Genomic DNA, 16,256 nt, shown 5'->3' with positions numbered 1-16,256 from the left:
TTCTAAAATGACGAGCCAGCACGTAGACGTCGCGATCATCGGAGGGGGGCCGGGCGGATTAGCGTTGGCGCAGGGCCTGAAAAAGAATGGTATCGAAGTCGCCGTCTTCGAGAAAGATCGCGCCCGGACCGACTATGTCCAAGGTTTCCGGCTGCGTCTGCGCCAACGTGGACTTGATGCACTCGAACGCAATCTGCCAAGCCATCTGTTTGATACGTTTATCGACACGCTTGGTCGCGCCCCGCATCAGAATATCCTGTTGAATGAGAAGTTCGAACATCTGGACGATGGCAACACGCCGGATGCCGAAGCCGACGACACACATCTGGAGAAATCTGTCAGCCGCATCACCTTGCGTCAGATCTTGTTGACCGAACTCAATGACATTGTTCAATACGGCAAGATATTTTCGCATTACGTGGAACAGCCTGATTCCTCCATCGTCGCGCACTTCGAGGACGGATCCAGCGTCAGTGCCAATGTTTTGGTGGGTGCCGATGGGGAGAAATCGCGGGTTCGCCAGCAGTTGCTGCCCGAGCTGCAGACGTATGACACAGGTGTCAGGCGTCTTGCGGGCAAAATGACACTTGCTGCCGCGGAAAGCCACAATATCTCGCCCCTGCTCCTCGACTTCAATGCAAATATCAAACCGGGTGCCGGACACGGCCTTATGGTGACAAGCCACAGGGTGAACCCCGAGGCCTATCGCAAATACGGTCTCATCGGTGCGGACGACGCAACACACCGGAAGATCGAAGGTTTCCATTTCAACAATACGACAAGCTATGTCTGGTGGAATACAGCCTTTGGCGCGGGCGAGTTGGCACCCGACGATGTATTGTCTCGCCTCGAACGCGGCGAACTTATCGCACTGCTGCTCTCGAAGATTGGACATTGGCATCCGGGCATTCTTGATCTCATCCGTTACTCGGACCCGTCAACGGTCGCGCTTCTGCGCGTGCGAACCTCTCGACCGCCGCAACCGTGGCAGACGAGCCGCGTCACCTTGCTTGGCGACGCCATCCATTCGATGACATATTTCCGCGCACTTGGAGGCAACACCGCCATCTACGACGCGGGACTTCTGGCTAGGGAACTGGTGAAGGCAAAGCTTGGTCAAAATACGCTACTCGCTGCTCTTTCAACCTATGAAACCGCGATGCTTCAGCATGGGTCGGAGGCTGTCCGAAGTTCGCTTGTAGCGATGCAACGCAATGTTTTCGGACACACACCAACTGAACTGGTCTAGAATAATGACTGATCAACACAGCTGTTAATTATTGCGAGTAATACCCCATCTGGAGGTCACTCGGCTGATTTCCGCATCTCAACATTGAACAACGGTAGTCCAATCGCATGAGCAATTCTGAATTCCTTTGGTATATCCCTAATGACGTGAAGTCGGGCCACCGCGGCGATTCCGCTGTCGAAAACCACAACAGCCTGGAAACACTCACGGCCCACGCGGAAACACTGGAACAGCACGGTTGGAAAGGCGCGCTCATCGGTACGGGCTGGGGGCGGCCAGACACCTTCACCGTCGCCGCTGCCGTGACGGTGCGGACCACGACCTTCGAGCCGCTCATTGCGATCCGCCCGGGTTATTGGCGGCCGGCAAACCTCGCTTCGGCTGCAGCCACGCTGGATAATCTCACCGGCGGCCGCGTTCGTATCAACATAGTATCGGGTCAGGACAATCTCTCTGCATATGGCGACAGTGAGGGCGATCAGGCACACCGCTATGCCCGCACCAAGGAGTTTATGCGACTGGTACGCAGACTATGGACGGAAGAAAACATCACGTATGCCGGTGAGCACTTCCGGGTTACGGAGTCTACCGCAGCTCCGCGCATTCAGGTTCGCGGTGACCGTCGGCATCCCAAGCTCTACTTCGGCGGTGCGTCGGAGGCGGCTGAGCAGGTCTCGGCCACGGAAGCCGATGTCCAGCTCTTCTGGGGTGAACCCCTTGACGGTGTCCGGGAGCGGATTGAGCGGCTCAGGGCACTGGGCAAGCAACTGGACCGGGACCTCCCTCCGCTTGAGTTCGGGTTGCGGATCACCACGCTGGTACGTGACACCACGGAACAGGCCTGGACCGACGCCGAGGCGAAGGTCGCCGAGATGGCAAAAGTCAAAGGTGCAGGCTGGAGCGATCACCGGCAATCCGTTGCGGTGGGCCAGCAGCGGTTGCTGGATCTGCATACACGCGGTGACGTTCTCGACGACAATCTCTATACCGCGCCGGGCAAGTTTGGCGGTGGCGGAGCCGGCACCACGTGGCTCGTTGGTTCAGCAGCGGACGTCGCCCGTTCATTGCGCAAGTATGAGGAGCTAGGCATCACGCACTTTGTACTGTCGGACACGCCATACCTGTCCGAGATCAAGCGGCAGGGAAATCAACTGCTTCCGCTCCTGCGCGACTAAGGTTTGCCTGGTATGCGTCAAATAACGGACGAGTCTGTCGGCAAGTCTTTTGACGGGCCTTCATGGCATGGTCATTGTTATCAGATGGATGCGATCTAAAGGAACCAAAAGCCATATCTCGTTGTATTTATTCAATATAATAACATAAACAGAAACTACTAACGATATAACTTCCGCATGATGGACTGACGAGCCAACTGATTGACTGGAAATCTTCTCAAGTATAGCAGATCTGTGCCGGATGTGGATAAGTTATTTGCCTTTGCCCCTCCCCTCTTATGGCGCTGTCAGCCCATCCATCTGGCATGCACTCGATGAATTTGAGACAATCTGATTTCACGCCGAATATTAGCCAGGGCATCGCCACGTTCGGCATTGTAACTCCGTTGACGATTGCTAGACTCCCTTCATGATCAAATCATCCAGAAACGCCCTGTTAGGCTATGCACGCGTATCAACTGAAGATCAGGCGAATGATGCCCAGTTGATCGAGCTGAAGGCAGCTGGGTGCACCGTCATTTTCGAGGAACATGGATCCGGGGCATCCAGGGCACGCCCGGTTCTCGCCCGCCTCCTGCGCGAGATTCAGCCCGGCGATGTTCTGGTCGTTGTTCGGCTGGACCGGCTGGCGCGTTCAGTAAGCCATCTGCTTGCCGTCATTGAACAGCTAGAGGACAAAGGAGCGCATTTTCGCTCACTGCACGACCCTATCGACACGTCGACACCGCAAGGCATGTTTTCACTGCAAGTGCTCGGCGCAGTGGCCCAACTCGAACGCGCTTTGATTTCCGAACGCACCAAGGCGGGCATCAATGCTGCCCGCGCGCGCGGCAAGCTTCCTGGTAATCCCGGGCTGCGGGAGAAGCGGCCTGAAGCATTGGCAAAACTTTCGCAGGCTCGGAAGCGCGGACATCTGGCGGACCTTTCGGCCACCATGTCCTCCTGGCTGCCTATTGTACAACGGATGCGGCCCGAACACCCCTGGGAGGATGTCGCCCGCAGCATACATCAGCACACAGGTCAGAAATGGAATGTCGACCGGTTGCGGCGATCTGTCAGAGTACTGGTGAAGGAAGGGCTGGCGGATAGCGGATTGACAACCCCCTCCCCTCGCCGCACGCCTGAAGACCGGTTGATGACACTGGTGACCGGTATTGCAAATGCAAATCCAGATTTGACACTTCGCGAGATCGCCATCCAGCTTGAAGCCATGCATGAACGCACATCACGCGGCGCTTCGCGATGGGCGGCATCGTCTGTCAAAAACCTTCTCGACAGAGCAAGGAAACTGGGTCTTGTTTTCTCTTGAAATACCGCTTGCGGGCAGCCGATCAAAGCCACGCCAAATTCACGTGGTAATGACAACAGGCAGGCAAAAATAAACCGGAGACGCTACCGCTCCGGTTTATTAAGAATGACACAAGAGTGAGACGTTGCGCTTTGCCTAACCGACCACGACAGTCGCCTTGCCAGATACGCGGCTATAAAGATCAATAATGTCCTGATTGATCAACCGGACACAACCGGACGACATTGACTGACCGATGGACCACCATTCCGGTGAGCCATGGATTCGATAACCCGTATCGGCACCATCCTTGTAAATATAGAGCGCACGTGCGCCGAGCGGATTTTGCGGCCCTGGCTCCATCCCGTTCTGATATTTGACGAGCTCAGGTTTGCGCTGGATCATTTCGCGCGGCGGCGTCCACCGCGGCCATTCTTTCTTGTATTGAATATTGGCACGCCCACTCCACAGGAAGCCGTCCTTGCCGATACCAACGCCATAACGGATCGCATCGCCACCGGGCTGCACCAGATAGAGGAAACGCTCCTGCAGCCGGACAACAATGGTTCCCGGTTGTTCGCCGGTTGGATCCACGACAATCTGGCGCCGGAACTGGACCGGTACTTTTTGGTATGGAATTGCTGGGAGCGAATAAGGGCCCTCCTGCACTGCGGCATACATAACGTCGGGAACGGTTACAGATTTATCGATACTGATTTGGGGGCGGATACTACCAGTCGAGGTGGTGTCAACACCCATGTCGGGAAGCTCGAATGTCTGCGAACAACCTGAGATGCCGAGGACGGCAAAAGAACCTGCTCCCAGCAAGAGATGACGTCTGGAGATAGCCGGGGTTTGCAGACTATTGGTGACTGCCTGATTACGCTGTGACAACTCGATACTCACTTACAACTGTGGCAATTGCATAAAACTCTATGGAAATGTGGTTTATAAAGAGTGAATCAGGTCCGGGCTATTTTAACCATATGGCGTGCCAGCGCGTGAGCTGCAGCAGTTGACAGCTGTCGACGCGCAACTGGAGTAGGATTTGCGCAAGTCACAGGCAGAATGACTGACGACGATGTTACTATTCCCATCAAGATATCCCCGGTCGAAAACCAAGCGACCTGTTGACCATGCAACGCGCAACGCCACCTATCAGACCAGGACGCTTGCTCAGAGGCCAAGTTGACAGCTGTCAACTTCTCGAAAGAAACGCGGCGCGATCGCCGCGCATCCGAACTACTATCAGCCTCACGCTGCGGACACAGCGGCGGATGGATCGACCACATCAATAGAGGTCGTACTGTCGTAGCGTTCCTGATCCAGAATACCCTGGCGCTTGGCAACGATAGTCGGGATCAACGCCTGCCCCGCGACATTGACCGCTGTGCGACCCATATCAAGAATGGGATCCACCGCAAGCAAGAGACCAACGCCCTGGAGCGGCAGGCCAAGCGTTGAGAGTGTCAGCGTCAGCATCACGATAGCGCCTGTCAGTCCGGCGGTCGCGGCCGAACCGATCACCGAAACAAAAGCAATCAGGAAATACTCCTGCAAGCCGAGCGGTACGTTGTAGAACTGCGCAACAAAAATCGCGGCGATAGCAGGATAGATCGCAGCGCAGCCGTCCATCTTCGTGGTCGCACCCAGCGGCACTGCGAAAGCGGCATACTCACGCGGAACTCCAAGATTGCCTTCCGTTACCGCCTCCGTCACCGGCAAGGTTCCAACGGAAGAACGCGACACAAAGCCGAGCTGTATTGCGGGCCACGCCCCGGCAAAAAACCGTGCAGGGTTGAGTCCATTAGCCAGCAGCACGACGGGATATACAACGAACAGTACAAGCCCAAGGCCGATGTAAACCGCGGCAGAAAACCATCCGAGCTGTGCTAGGGTTTCCCAGCCATACTGGGCAACTGCATTTCCAAGCAACCCGACGGTACCAATGGGCGTCAAGCGAATAACCCACCAAAGAATCTTTCTGACGACGGCAAGCAAGGCGCGATTGAACTCCAGAAACGGCTCAGCCACAGACCCCACGCGCAACGCAGCGACACCGACGACGATCGAGATAATCACAATCTGCAGCACATTAAAGGACAGGTAGGTGCTCGCACCCGCATCTGAAACTTTCGTCGACGCTTGCAAGCCAAGCATGTTGGAAGGAACGAGCCCCTTTAAAAAGTCCAGCCATGAACCAGTCGACGACGGTACAGATGCCGTCGAGGCGAGCACGGTGGAATTGATACCCGGCTGGATTATCAGCCCAAGACCAATCCCGATAACCACCGCGACGAGCGCGGTTGCCGCAAACCAGAGCAAGGTCTGCCAAACGAGGGCGGCAGCATTGTTCAGAGCACGAAGGTTGCTGATGCTCGCGACAATGGCGGTGAAAATCAATGCCGGCACCAGCGCCCGCAACAACTGCACAAAGATCGAGCCAATCGTTTGCAGCGTCGACGCAAGCCAGTTCGAGCTACCGGCTGTGTCTGGACCGAGATCGCGTGCGATCAGCCCGAGGATCAACCCAACGATCATGGCAAGTGTAACCTGAAAGCCGAAGGTTCGGTAAAATGGTTTCGGTATGGCAGGCACAGAACCGGACGATGTTTTTGTCATTTCGATAATCTCGCTGAGGAAAGACTGAGAGACAGCCGTACAGGCGACTCTTTAGGAGGCGTGCAGCTTATCATCAACGATGGAGAGCAAAGAACAAGGATTTGCCGAATTCAGTAGCTGTTCAACTGTTTCTTTCCAGCAAACACACATTCAGGCGCAAGAATTTCTTCGTACTAAAGTCGTATTTACGCAGCGAGATTGCTCAAGTACCAATACAACCTCAGCTTACATTTAAAAAAACTTCTACCAAACATTGTATTTTGCTCCGCGCACCAATTTCAATCGCATCTCATTTCATCTCAGGGATTGAAGCAATGTTCGATACAACCGTGGACGGTCGTTCCGTATCCAAGCCAGCTTTGCGCAGTCCGCCACACGCCGGGTCAACAGAACAGCCGACCGATTTGTACTGCACCGCATTCCCCGGCTTGCCCCTCGACAGGGTTCAGTGTCTCAATGAGACGCACGTCATTGGCGCTTTCACAGGCAATCCGGTAGAAATTGCAGCAAATGGAGCGGCGGATCAGTTCCTCTATATCTTTGTGCTGAGTGGCTTTGTGGAGCACCACAATACCCAAACCCATGTATCAGCCATCATACCGGAAGGCGGGGCAGGGGTGATCATCAATCACTCCACCACATTGCTCAGGCTGGGGCCAGGATGCCGGTGGCTGGCATTCCAGATGCCACTCTCCCTGCTGCGAAGCCAATTTGGCATATGGGCGCGGAAATTCTGCTTTCGGGAACCGGTCTTCTCAACCATTCCCGACTTCCGTGATCATGCAGTGGTCAATCTGTATCACACGCTTGAATTTCTGCTGGCAAGGCGAGGGGAGGGGAAAACATCCTTGCTGGACGCGAGTTATGAGCAGTTGCTGATAGCGCACCTCTATGCGACTGCACCGCACAACTTCAGCAGCGACAAAACCACCATCAAGCCTCCGTGTCCCCGGCAACTCCGCTCTGCCGAAGAGTTCATGCGTAACAATCTCTATGCGTCAATAACCATCAACGACATAGCCCGGGCAGCGGGCTGCAGCACGAGAACCCTGCAGCGCATATTCAGGCATTTCCGCAACGCAACGCCAATCCGCATTCTCAGTCACTATCGTATCGCCGAAGCGAACAACGTGATTATCAGCGGCAGGGCAAAAACTGTCACGGACGTTGCAACCAATCTACGATTTTCCAATCCAGCGCGCTTCGCGATCATGTATCGCGAAGCCTACGGGCAAAAGCCGTCCACGACCTTGAAGACTTGGCACACCCCGCAGGAGCACCGGACACAAGCATCCGTGCCGGGCTCCGATGTTAAGAATACCGGCTGAGCTGTCACTTATCCGATCGCTGCCGCTTTGTTTCGCTCAAACTTTTGCATCCCCTTTATTCAATCACCAACCCATTTTCAGAAGGAATCGAAATCATGGGCAATGAATCAGCGTCTGACCACTTACCCGCAGGGCTCGTACTGCTTCAGGACGATGTCTACGCCGTCATTGGTGAGGATATAACTTTAGACGGTCGCGACATTGATCTTGGTGCACTGAACATCGCAAGAATTGAACTAATCGACGGCGCCCATCTCACCGTGAATCCAGCGGGCTTGGATGTAAGCGCTCTCAGCAACGTGACTTATGGAATAGGAGATAATTGCACGCTGACGCTCGGGGCAACGCCCTTGGGCGTCAATGTGGGAAACTCAACGACCATTGATTTCGGCCTTTCAAACGGCACAGGAGTCTTTGAGTATGAGCCAGCTAGAATTGGCATCAATCTGGCTAGCCCCATCAAACTCATCAACCTGCACGAAGGTGACAGGATCAAAGTCGAGGGCGCAACCTCTGCCGAACTGAAGGGCGACACGCTCCTTTTCAAGACGGGGAAGACAGCAGAACCCCAGCCTGTGCAAAAGCCCGGCCTTCTTTCGAGGCTTACAAAGACCGTTACAACAGCGGTCAAGGATGTCACTGGCACAGTTGGAGAGATACTTGGCGGAGGAGCAAAGTTTACTATCGATCCAGACGCCACCTTTGACTTCGCACGGATAGGCAAGGACGGCGAGATTACCATCAAGACACCCTGTTTCCTCGCGGGGACGCTGATCTCCACGCCGGCGGGAGAAATATCCGTTGAAAGGCTCAAGACTGGTAATCTGATCTATACCATGAATGGCGATGCCGTGCCGATCATCTGGATTGGACACCGCCGGATTGATCCAAAGACAGTCGATCAATTACGCGAGCATGCGCCAATCCGCATTCGCCCTGGTGCGCTGGATCACGGCAGCCCAAACCGCGACCTCTACGTGTCACCGGATCACTGCCTGTTCCACAATGGGGCATTGATTCCGGCAAAGCTTCTCATCAATGGCACCTCGATAACGCAGAACGCAACGCTCGAGCCATTCACCTATTTTCATATTGAACTGGGACGCCACAACGTACTGATCGCGGAAGGGGCCTATGTCGAAAGCTATCTCGACCTTGGTAACCGAGTGAGTTTTCTGGAACCCGGGACCCTCATCTTCACCGCGCCGGCTGGTCCGGAAAAGCCTACTGCCTGTTATCCTCCCATATACACGGGTCCAATCCTCGATGGCATCAGAGAGGCACTCGGGCAACGCGCCATCGAACTTGGCTATCAGAGCGGCAACCCTGCTTTGACTGGAGAGAAGATCAGAAATGTATTCCCATTTATACAATAAAAACAATGAGATATAGGTACAATACTTCTGGACGGCTGCCTATCCCTAACGATAGGCAGCCGTGCGATCGAGAAAATCGTGAAAGTGTGCAATGACGGTATCACGATCGATGAAAATGACGGCATAGACGGGCGGTTCGAGTGTCGTCATGATTTTGTCCGGCGAGAAATCCAGTGCCGTCTGATGGTTGGTCCCGCGGATGACGCTGACCGGGATACCGCGCCAGCTGCCTGCCACAGGCCTGTGGGCATGACCGACGAAGATATGCCTGACATTGCCGTGTTCCCGAAGCAGAGCGTGAAGGGCGTCTGATTCGACAAGACCCAACCCGTCGAGCAGCGGCATGAAAATAGGGAAGGGGGGATGATGCAGAAAGAGAAAAACCGGCCGGTCAGCCGCTTCTGCCAGGCGGCGTTTCAGCCATGCCTGCCTGGTCTCATCCAGACGGCCCTCGACGAAACCCTCCGACAGGGTATCGAGCAGTATCAGACGGCCTTCCGCGGTATCGACAACACTTTGCACGAAGCCATCTTCCGGCGTGACGGAATTGAAAACCTGTAGAAAAGCGCCGCGATTGTCGTGGTTGCCCATAAGAAGCCGATACGGTGGAACAAGCTTCTCCAGTTCATTTGCCAACGCCCGATAGGTGTCCTCGCCGCCGGTATCGCTGAGGTCACCGGTGAAGATCACCAGTTCCGCGTCTGCATGGTTCTCATTGATATTGGCAATGCAAGCCCGAAGATTCTTGAGCGGATCCCGTTCGCACAAAATATCGCCCGGCGTGACAAGATGAAGATCGGTAACCTGGATAATTTTCATAGGGGAAGTCTCTGGCCTATCAGGGTTTGAATGATGCCGGGATGCGGGCGCTGCCACGCAGAACGATATGTGTGCTCAGACGATCATGGACAGGTGGGCGATCCGGCTCGGCTTGCCGCTGATCAAGAAGCGCCACGGCATGCTCAGCCATCAGCGCCGGGTCCTGACGGAAGGTTGTAAGATCATAGGTGTCCCATGCAGCCTCCGGTATATCGTCAAAGCCGATGACAGAGAGATCATCGGGAATGCGCAGACGTGTATGCCGCCGCACATAATCGATGAGACCGAAGGCGACCAGATCATTGACGCAGAACACTGCCTGCGGGCGTTCATTGCCGGCAAAAAGCTGCCGGGCGGCTTCCTGCCCGCCTGCATAATCAGAATTACCGCCATGACCGATCATGACTCTCGCCCCGTGCAGCAATGCTTCCTGAGAAAAGCCGTTCTCGCGCTCGACGGTGGTCGGAGTGCGGGACACCGTTCCGGCAAAGCCCAAGGTCCTGAATCCGTTGGCAAGGAAGACCCGTGCTGCTTCCCGCCCCGCACCTTCATTGTCGATGTTGACGTCATCGGCACCGGTTTCTGAACGTCCGAGCACGATAAGCGGCTGACCATTGCGCCGCGCCAGTTCGACGAAGGACGAGGGAGGAGAACCGGACAGAATAATAGTCGCTTCGGCGCGATAGCCGAACAGTGTTTTCTGCGCCGCGACAAGTTCCTCTTCCGTGCGGCCGGTATTGATAACAATAGGCACGCTGCCGCGATGGATCAGCGCCTTGGTCAAGGCCGCAACGAGATGCGAGCGATAGCCCAGTTCCGGATTGGTAACGACGAGCCCAACAAGTCGGCTTGTTCGTGCCAATAGCCCTCGCGCCAGATCATTGACCTGATAACCGAGCTCTTCGGCGGCAGCCATGATCTTCTCACGCTTCTTGGCTGACACACTGGCACCGGGAGTAAACGCCCGCGACACTGCGGAGCGCGATACGCCAGCCTTCTCGGCCACCTCGACGGCGCTGACATAGTGCTGGGTCTTCTTCGGCGGTTCGTCAGCGTTCGAATCCATGCTTCTTCCTTTAGTGTCCGACCTTGGACAGCACATCGGCGCGCAAGAATCGCTCCACTACCAGCATAAAACCAATAGACGGGATGAGTAGCAGCAGCGCAGTGATCGATGCAATCTGATAGTTGCCACCGGAGCCCGCTGTGTAAAGCAGCAGCGGCAGAGTGTTTACATCAGGGGCGCCAACGAAATAGCTGCCGGTAAACTCGTCGAGAGACTCCAGAAATACGAAAATGGCACTGGCGAGAAGCCCGGGAGCAGCCAGCGGCAGTGTTACATCGCGAAAGGCGCGCAAGGGACCTGCCCCAATGGAGCGCGCCGCTTCCTCCAGATCGATCTGCACGGCGGAGAACGCTGCCGTGGCGATCCAGACCGCGTAGACCAGACCATGGTTAACGTGAACCAGTACAACGCCCATGATCGTACCGTTCAGGCCGATCTGATAGAAGAAACGGGCGATGTTCACATAGACGGGCAGATTGGGAAATGCCTGTGGAATGAGGAAGGCGAGCAGTATCAGGCTGCGAAACGGCAATTTCAGCCGCGAAAGAGCATAACCGGCCGGGACCGCCAGTGCGAGTGCAACCACCACCGTCAGGCTGGCCACGATGATACTTGTCACCAGCGATTCCATGGCATTGCCGCGCGGCGAGAACACGCGCTGCCAGAAGCTGAAACCGTATTCCAGTGGCAGCATATGCGGGAAATACCATTTCTCCGCCACGGTCCACAGCAGGAGATTGGTCAGGGGGCCAAAAATCACGAAGGCAAGCAGGCCGAGAACAAGCGCACGCGGCAGCCACCACAGATCGATACGGGCCATCATGAGCGCTCCTTCACCGACTGGCGCAGGTAGATCAGCGCGACACCGGCCGTCAGCAACAGCGATATCATGCCCAGTGCATTGGCAACGCCGTAGTCGCCATGGGCATTGATGCGGAAGGCAATATCAGCGGTCAACATGGTGGGGGACTGCGCATTGATCATCAACGGGACCGAGAGCACCGACATCATGGTGACGAACGACAGAATGAGGCCAACCAGCAGCGTACCGGTGATCTGCGGCAGGACGATCTCGATCAGGATACGCAGGCGTGAGGCTCCGAGATTGCGCGCAGCTTCAATAGTGCTGCGATCCAGCGAGGCCATAGCCCCTGCTACAAGCAATGTAACGAACGGTGTCTGCTTCCACACGAAGGCAATGACAATACCGCGCCAGTCGAGAAAGCCGATGGTCTGCAGCGGCGTCAGCACACCAAGACTGACAAGGATATTGTTCATCAACCCGTTCTTGGCAAGGAATGTGCGCAGCACCTGACCCACGACGATAAAGGGAATGAACATGGGCCAGCGATAAAGCCAGCGCAGCACCGCGACAGCGCGCGGGTTCTCACCCAATGTCAGATAGCCGCCAATCGCGATCGAGAAAAGGCCGATCAGCAGTGTGGACAAGCTGACGATCAGCACTGTGAAGATCATGTCGCTGGAATAGAGCTCAAACGACTTGCTGAAATTCCCGAGGCCATAGCTATCTCCGACCACAAAGGCACCGACAATCGATGCTCCGAGCGGCACGATAAAAAACAGCACGATCATGACCAGTGCCGGGATCACGAGAAGAATAGCAAGGAGGCGTTTTTGCATCAGGACGTTCCAGAGAAGGGGAGGGGACCACCGACCCGCGTCGATGGCCCTGAAAAGCACATCCTATTAATTGGCTACATTGCGCTCATATGCTTCGAGAATTGCCGAATTGTATTTGGCAATCGGGAAAGGCTTTGCCTTGGTAGCCAGATCTTCCGGCGAGATGTCGACAAAAAGCTTGTCCCAGCTGGCCTTGTCGAGTTCCGGCTGCACGTATTTCGCATCGATACCGGGATACCAGTTGAAGCGCTTGACGATGCCTTCTGCCTGAACTTTCGGGCTCGTGGCAAGGGCGACGAACTTCTCGGCCAGTTCCGTATTCGGGCTCTTGGCCGGAATGACGTAATGCATCGGCTGGCCTGGCATACCAGGAGCCGGGAGGAACAGCTTCATTTCAGGCGGCAACTTGCCGTCGGCCTTCCAGGAATAGAACATGTCGACCCAGACCGGGCCCATGGCGATTTCGCCGCGGCTCAGCATATCGAGTGTACCGGCATTGCCGGGGGTCAAGGTTGCATTGGTGGTGAAATCCTTGAGGCCGGCAAATGCCTTGTCCCATTTCTTGGTTTCGGATTCTTCGAACGGACCATTCATCAGCGTCTTGGCATCGCCATCGCCGAAGGCATAGATCCAGCCCATGACAAAGCTGACACCCGAAGCGCCGCCCTTGATGCCGTTATAACCGAACTGTTTCGGGTTCTGCTTGGCCCAGGCGACGAGCTCTTCATAGCTCTTCGGTGGATTGGGGATCAGGGCCGGATTGTAGGCAATGGCCGTCTGGCTGGAATACATCGGCATGACATAACCATCGACATTGGCGCCAAGCGCCATTTTGGCCTTCTCTGTGGTGACCATTTTGTCAGACGGAATCTTTGAACGATAAGATTCGAGATAACCCTCCTTGACCATAGGACCAGCGAACTTTTCGTGGACCACGGCAACGTCAACATCCCATTTATCCGAATTGGCCTTAGATTGAGCATCAAAGCGCTCGAGAATCTTCTGCGAGCCCGCATCGCCGGGGCCCGTGCCGACAACACGCACCTTCGTGCCTGGATTTTCCTTTTCGAAAATTGGCGCGAGGTAATCATTGACGTAATCGACCATGTTCTGGTCGCCCGCCGTCAACACCGTAAGGTCACCGGCAGCGGCAGGTGTCGCCGCCAGTCCGAGTATAAGAGAAGCCTGTAGAAACGTTTTCATCGTGAACTCCCGTGAGCATGGATGTTTTTGTTTGGGCAGTCTATGGGGCAGCGGCCAGTTGCTCTGGCCTTCTGTCCTCAATGGGCAGGTGCGCCCGCAGCAAGCTGCGGCGCATTGAAAATGAACAGGGATTGGGCCGGGATATGCACCTTGACGGTTTCGCCCTCGGCAAATGCAGTGTCCGCATCAACAAGTATTTCATCGTTGCCAAGCCTTACCGCATGGCGCCAATGGCCGCCGGGATAGCTGACGCTGGCAACCTGGCCGCGCAGTTCAAGTGCACCCGGCTCGGCTGAAACCGTATCGCGGCTGCCAGCAAGGCGGGCGGCTTCGGCACGAAAGCGCAATTGTACCGGACCACTGGCAAGCGCACGGCCCGACCGCGCTGTGATCGTCTGGGGATTGAACGCACCTTCCGCGAGTTCAATCTGTTCGCCATTGACACGCGCCTGCATGGATAGAAGGTTCTCCGCACCCATGAAAGCAGCAACGAAGGGCGAGGCGGGCTTGTTGTAGACTTCCTCGGGTGTTCCCTGCTGTTCGATCCGCCCGGCATTCATGATCACAATGCGATCAGCCATCACCATGGCTTCCTCGCGATCATGCGTAACGTGAATGGCCGTAATGCCGAGACGCTTCTGCAGCGAACGGATTTCGTGGCGCACCGTGAGACGGATACGGGCATCGAGGTTGGAAAGCGGCTCATCAAGAAGCAGAATTTCCGGATCGATCGCCAGTGCCCGGCCGAGCGCCACGCGCTGGCGTTGGCCGCCGGAAAGTTGAGCCGGCTTGCGTGCGCCAAGACCGCCAAGACCAAGCAGATTCTGCATTTCGTTGACCCTCGCCTCGATCACGTCCTTCGAGCGTCTCTGCAGCTTCAGGCCGTAGCCGATATTCTGTGCCACTGTCATGTGTGGCCAGAGCGCATAGGACTGGAACACCAGCGCCATGCCCCGTTTGTCCGGCGGCATTTGCGTGACATCGCGGTTCGCAACCTGGATGGAACCGTTGAATGGTTTGGAGAAACCGGCAATCGTCCGCAGAAGCGTTGTCTTGCCACAGCCGGACGAGCCGAGAAGCGCCACGAATTCACCCTTGTGAATATCGAGGTCCAGATTGTCGAGCACTGTCGTCGAGCCATAGCCGACGCTCATCCTCTCGACCTTGAGGAAAGCAGGTTCAGTCATTTTCCATCCCATTGCGCAGCTGTGCAATTTTTTTCTTTGTACTGTCTGTTTATAACAGCGGGATGACAAGTGAAAAATTTTGACGGAGTTTGCCAGACCAATTCACCCGATGAAACCGCATGACATTGATGCGTAGCGTTGGCCGCCTCAAGTGTCGCCCAGCCCCAATATTCCACGACGGCCGATCCACGGAAAGTTGGGCGAAAACCTTACAACTTTTGTATAGATGTCATAGAACCGTTATCCGGCTTGTATAGGAGTGACCGACATTATGAGCCTGCAAAAATCAAAGCGGGCTCGTCTCGTCCAGACACAATAGGGGTAATCATGCGCCGACTTCTCGTAGCTTCCATCCTGCTTGCCGCCGGTCTTCAGCCGGTTTTCGCCGCAGATGGCAAACTGGTTCTCTACACCAGTCAGCCCAATACCGATGCCCAGCAAACCGCTGACGCATTCATGGCGAAAAATCCGGGCATCAAGGTCGAATGGGTGCGTGACGGAACACCGAAGCTCATGGCCAAGCTGCGCGCTGAAATCGAAGCGGGGCAGCCACAGCCTGACGTTCTGCTGATTGCCGACGTGGTCACCATGGAAGGTCTGAAGAAGGAAGGCCGCCTGCTGCCGTTCAAGGATGCCAAGACTTCGGGCATCGAAGCTGCGCTCGTTGACAAGGACGGAACCTACTTTTCCACCAAGCTGATAACGACGGGCATTGTCTATAACACCAAGGCGCCCTTTGTGCCGACAAGCTGGGCCGATCTCGCCAAACCCGAGGCGAAAGGGCTTGTCACGATGCCAAGCCCGCTGACGTCAGGCGCTGCGCTGATCCACACGGTCACGCTTACCGAAAATCTCAAGCAGGGCTGGGACTATTATGCAGAGTTGGCCAAGAACGGTGCGCAGGCAGCGGGTGGCAATGGCGATATTCTGAAAGCGGTCAGCGGCGGCGACAAACTTTATGGCATGATCGTCGATTACATGCCGATCCGAGAGAAAGCCAAGGGTGCACCGGTTGAGTTCGTCTTCCCGAAGGAAGGCGTTTCGGCCGTCACCGAGCCGGTCGGCATTCTGTCCACCGCCAAAAATCCCGAAGCTGCCAAGGCATTCGTTGACTTTCTCTTGTCAAAAGATGGACAGGAACTGGCCGCCAAGATGGGCTATATTCCGGCAAGTGCCGATGTCGCTCTTCCCGCAGGTTATCCTGACCGCGCATCCATCAAGGTCATGAAATTCGACGCAGCAGGCGCGCTTGCCAACGAGACGAAGAACAAGGAAAAGTTCAGCGAAGTGATGGGGCAGTAA

At 55.7% G+C, this 16,256-nt stretch carries 14 protein-coding genes; 6 read left to right on the top strand and 8 right to left on the bottom strand.

The genetic code is table 11. The features are described from left to right. Window positions 1-7 precede the first annotated feature (7 nt). The 3 genes from FHW16_RS18210 (at window position 8) to FHW16_RS18200 (ending at window position 3,733) form a co-directional block, all read left to right on the top strand. Entirely contained in the window at window positions 8-1,249 is a 1,242-nt protein-coding gene (locus tag FHW16_RS18210) for an FAD-dependent oxidoreductase (protein ID WP_182550691.1), read from the top strand. Window positions 1,250-1,356: 107 nt separating this feature from the next. Next, window positions 1,357-2,424 (top strand): LLM class flavin-dependent oxidoreductase, encoded by a 1,068-nt coding sequence (locus FHW16_RS18205; RefSeq protein ID WP_182550690.1) that lies wholly within the window; start codon window positions 1,357-1,359, stop codon window positions 2,422-2,424. A gap of 409 nt (window positions 2,425-2,833) precedes the next feature. After that, complete coding sequence (locus tag FHW16_RS18200) at window positions 2,834-3,733, top strand: recombinase family protein (protein WP_182550689.1); 900 nt, start codon at window positions 2,834-2,836, stop codon at window positions 3,731-3,733. 135 nt (window positions 3,734-3,868) lie between these two features. On the opposite strand, the gene FHW16_RS18195 is transcribed toward FHW16_RS18200, so the two are convergent. Further along, window positions 3,869-4,573 (bottom strand): L,D-transpeptidase, encoded by a 705-nt coding sequence (locus FHW16_RS18195; protein ID WP_182550854.1) that lies wholly within the window; start codon window positions 4,571-4,573, stop codon window positions 3,869-3,871. A 393-nt stretch (window positions 4,574-4,966) separates the two neighbouring features. Then, window positions 4,967-6,334 (bottom strand): dicarboxylate/amino acid:cation symporter, encoded by a 1,368-nt coding sequence (locus FHW16_RS18190; protein WP_182550688.1) that lies wholly within the window; start codon window positions 6,332-6,334, stop codon window positions 4,967-4,969. A 101-nt stretch (window positions 6,335-6,435) separates the two neighbouring features. Between FHW16_RS18190 and FHW16_RS18185 the strand changes: the two genes are divergently transcribed. Both FHW16_RS18185 and FHW16_RS18180 read left to right on the top strand, forming a co-directional pair. Then, window positions 6,436-7,662, top strand: a complete 1,227-nt coding sequence (locus tag FHW16_RS18185; protein ID WP_182550687.1) for a helix-turn-helix transcriptional regulator — start codon at window positions 6,436-6,438, stop codon at window positions 7,660-7,662. 44 nt (window positions 7,663-7,706) lie between these two features. After that, window positions 7,707-9,038, top strand: a complete 1,332-nt coding sequence (locus FHW16_RS18180) for a Hint domain-containing protein (RefSeq protein ID WP_182550686.1) — start codon at window positions 7,707-7,709, stop codon at window positions 9,036-9,038. A gap of 45 nt (window positions 9,039-9,083) precedes the next feature. Here the strand turns inward: FHW16_RS18180 and FHW16_RS18175 are convergent, their stop codons facing one another. The 6 genes from FHW16_RS18175 to FHW16_RS18150 all read right to left on the bottom strand — a co-directional run bounded on the left by FHW16_RS18175 (window position 9,084) and on the right by FHW16_RS18150 (window position 14,954). Further along, entirely contained in the window at window positions 9,084-9,857 is a 774-nt protein-coding gene (locus FHW16_RS18175) for a phosphodiesterase (RefSeq protein ID WP_182550685.1), read from the bottom strand. A 19-nt stretch (window positions 9,858-9,876) separates the two neighbouring features. After that, window positions 9,877-10,923, bottom strand: coding sequence for a LacI family DNA-binding transcriptional regulator (locus FHW16_RS18170; RefSeq protein ID WP_182550684.1), 1,047 nt, complete (start codon window positions 10,921-10,923; stop codon window positions 9,877-9,879). Between the two features lie 10 nt (window positions 10,924-10,933). Next, window positions 10,934-11,746, bottom strand: coding sequence for an ABC transporter permease (locus FHW16_RS18165; RefSeq protein ID WP_182550683.1), 813 nt, complete (start codon window positions 11,744-11,746; stop codon window positions 10,934-10,936). Further along, the gene (locus FHW16_RS18160; protein WP_182550682.1) at window positions 11,743-12,564 is read right to left on the bottom strand and encodes an ABC transporter permease; all 822 of its coding nucleotides are present in this window, start codon (window positions 12,562-12,564) and stop codon (window positions 11,743-11,745) included. The genes FHW16_RS18165 and FHW16_RS18160 overlap by 4 nt, the downstream gene beginning before the upstream one ends. Window positions 12,565-12,630: 66 nt before the next feature. After that, on the bottom strand, window positions 12,631-13,767 hold the full coding sequence (locus FHW16_RS18155) for an extracellular solute-binding protein (protein WP_182550681.1): 1,137 nt from the start codon (window positions 13,765-13,767) through the stop codon (window positions 12,631-12,633). 77 nt (window positions 13,768-13,844) lie between these two features. Further along, entirely contained in the window at window positions 13,845-14,954 is a 1,110-nt protein-coding gene (locus FHW16_RS18150; RefSeq protein WP_182550680.1) for an ABC transporter ATP-binding protein, read from the bottom strand. A 327-nt stretch (window positions 14,955-15,281) separates the two neighbouring features. Here FHW16_RS18150 and FHW16_RS18145 point away from each other — a divergent pair, with 327 nt between their 5' ends. Next, complete coding sequence (locus tag FHW16_RS18145; RefSeq protein WP_182550679.1) at window positions 15,282-16,256, top strand: ABC transporter substrate-binding protein; 975 nt, start codon at window positions 15,282-15,284, stop codon at window positions 16,254-16,256.

The organism is Phyllobacterium myrsinacearum, assembly GCF_014138285.1.
Lineage (GTDB): Bacteria > Pseudomonadota > Alphaproteobacteria > Rhizobiales > Rhizobiaceae > Phyllobacterium > Phyllobacterium myrsinacearum_A.
Note: the sequence above shows the minus strand (reverse complement) of the source record. Positions and strands in the feature narration are given on the sequence as shown.

Bases quoted from the DNA above. Each gene is read 5' to 3' on its own strand.
- FHW16_RS18170 (WP_182550684.1), bottom strand. From the start codon at position 10,923: ATGGATTCGAACGCTGACGAACCGCCGAAGAAGACCCAGCACTATGTC.
- FHW16_RS18175 (WP_182550685.1), bottom strand. From the start codon at position 9,857: ATGAAAATTATCCAGGTTACCGATCTTCATCTTGTCACGCCGGGCGAT.
- FHW16_RS18210 (WP_182550691.1), top strand. From the start codon at position 8: ATGACGAGCCAGCACGTAGACGTCGCGATCATCGGAGGGGGGCCGGGC.
- FHW16_RS18165 (WP_182550683.1), bottom strand. From the start codon at position 11,746: ATGATGGCCCGTATCGATCTGTGGTGGCTGCCGCGTGCGCTTGTTCTC.
- FHW16_RS18190 (WP_182550688.1), bottom strand. From the start codon at position 6,334: ATGACAAAAACATCGTCCGGTTCTGTGCCTGCCATACCGAAACCATTT.
- FHW16_RS18160 (WP_182550682.1), bottom strand. From the start codon at position 12,564: ATGCAAAAACGCCTCCTTGCTATTCTTCTCGTGATCCCGGCACTGGTC.
- FHW16_RS18145 (WP_182550679.1), top strand. From the start codon at position 15,282: ATGCGCCGACTTCTCGTAGCTTCCATCCTGCTTGCCGCCGGTCTTCAG.
- FHW16_RS18200 (WP_182550689.1), top strand. From the start codon at position 2,834: ATGATCAAATCATCCAGAAACGCCCTGTTAGGCTATGCACGCGTATCA.
- FHW16_RS18150 (WP_182550680.1), bottom strand. From the start codon at position 14,954: ATGACTGAACCTGCTTTCCTCAAGGTCGAGAGGATGAGCGTCGGCTAT.
- FHW16_RS18155 (WP_182550681.1), bottom strand. From the start codon at position 13,767: ATGAAAACGTTTCTACAGGCTTCTCTTATACTCGGACTGGCGGCGACA.
- FHW16_RS18205 (WP_182550690.1), top strand. From the start codon at position 1,357: ATGAGCAATTCTGAATTCCTTTGGTATATCCCTAATGACGTGAAGTCG.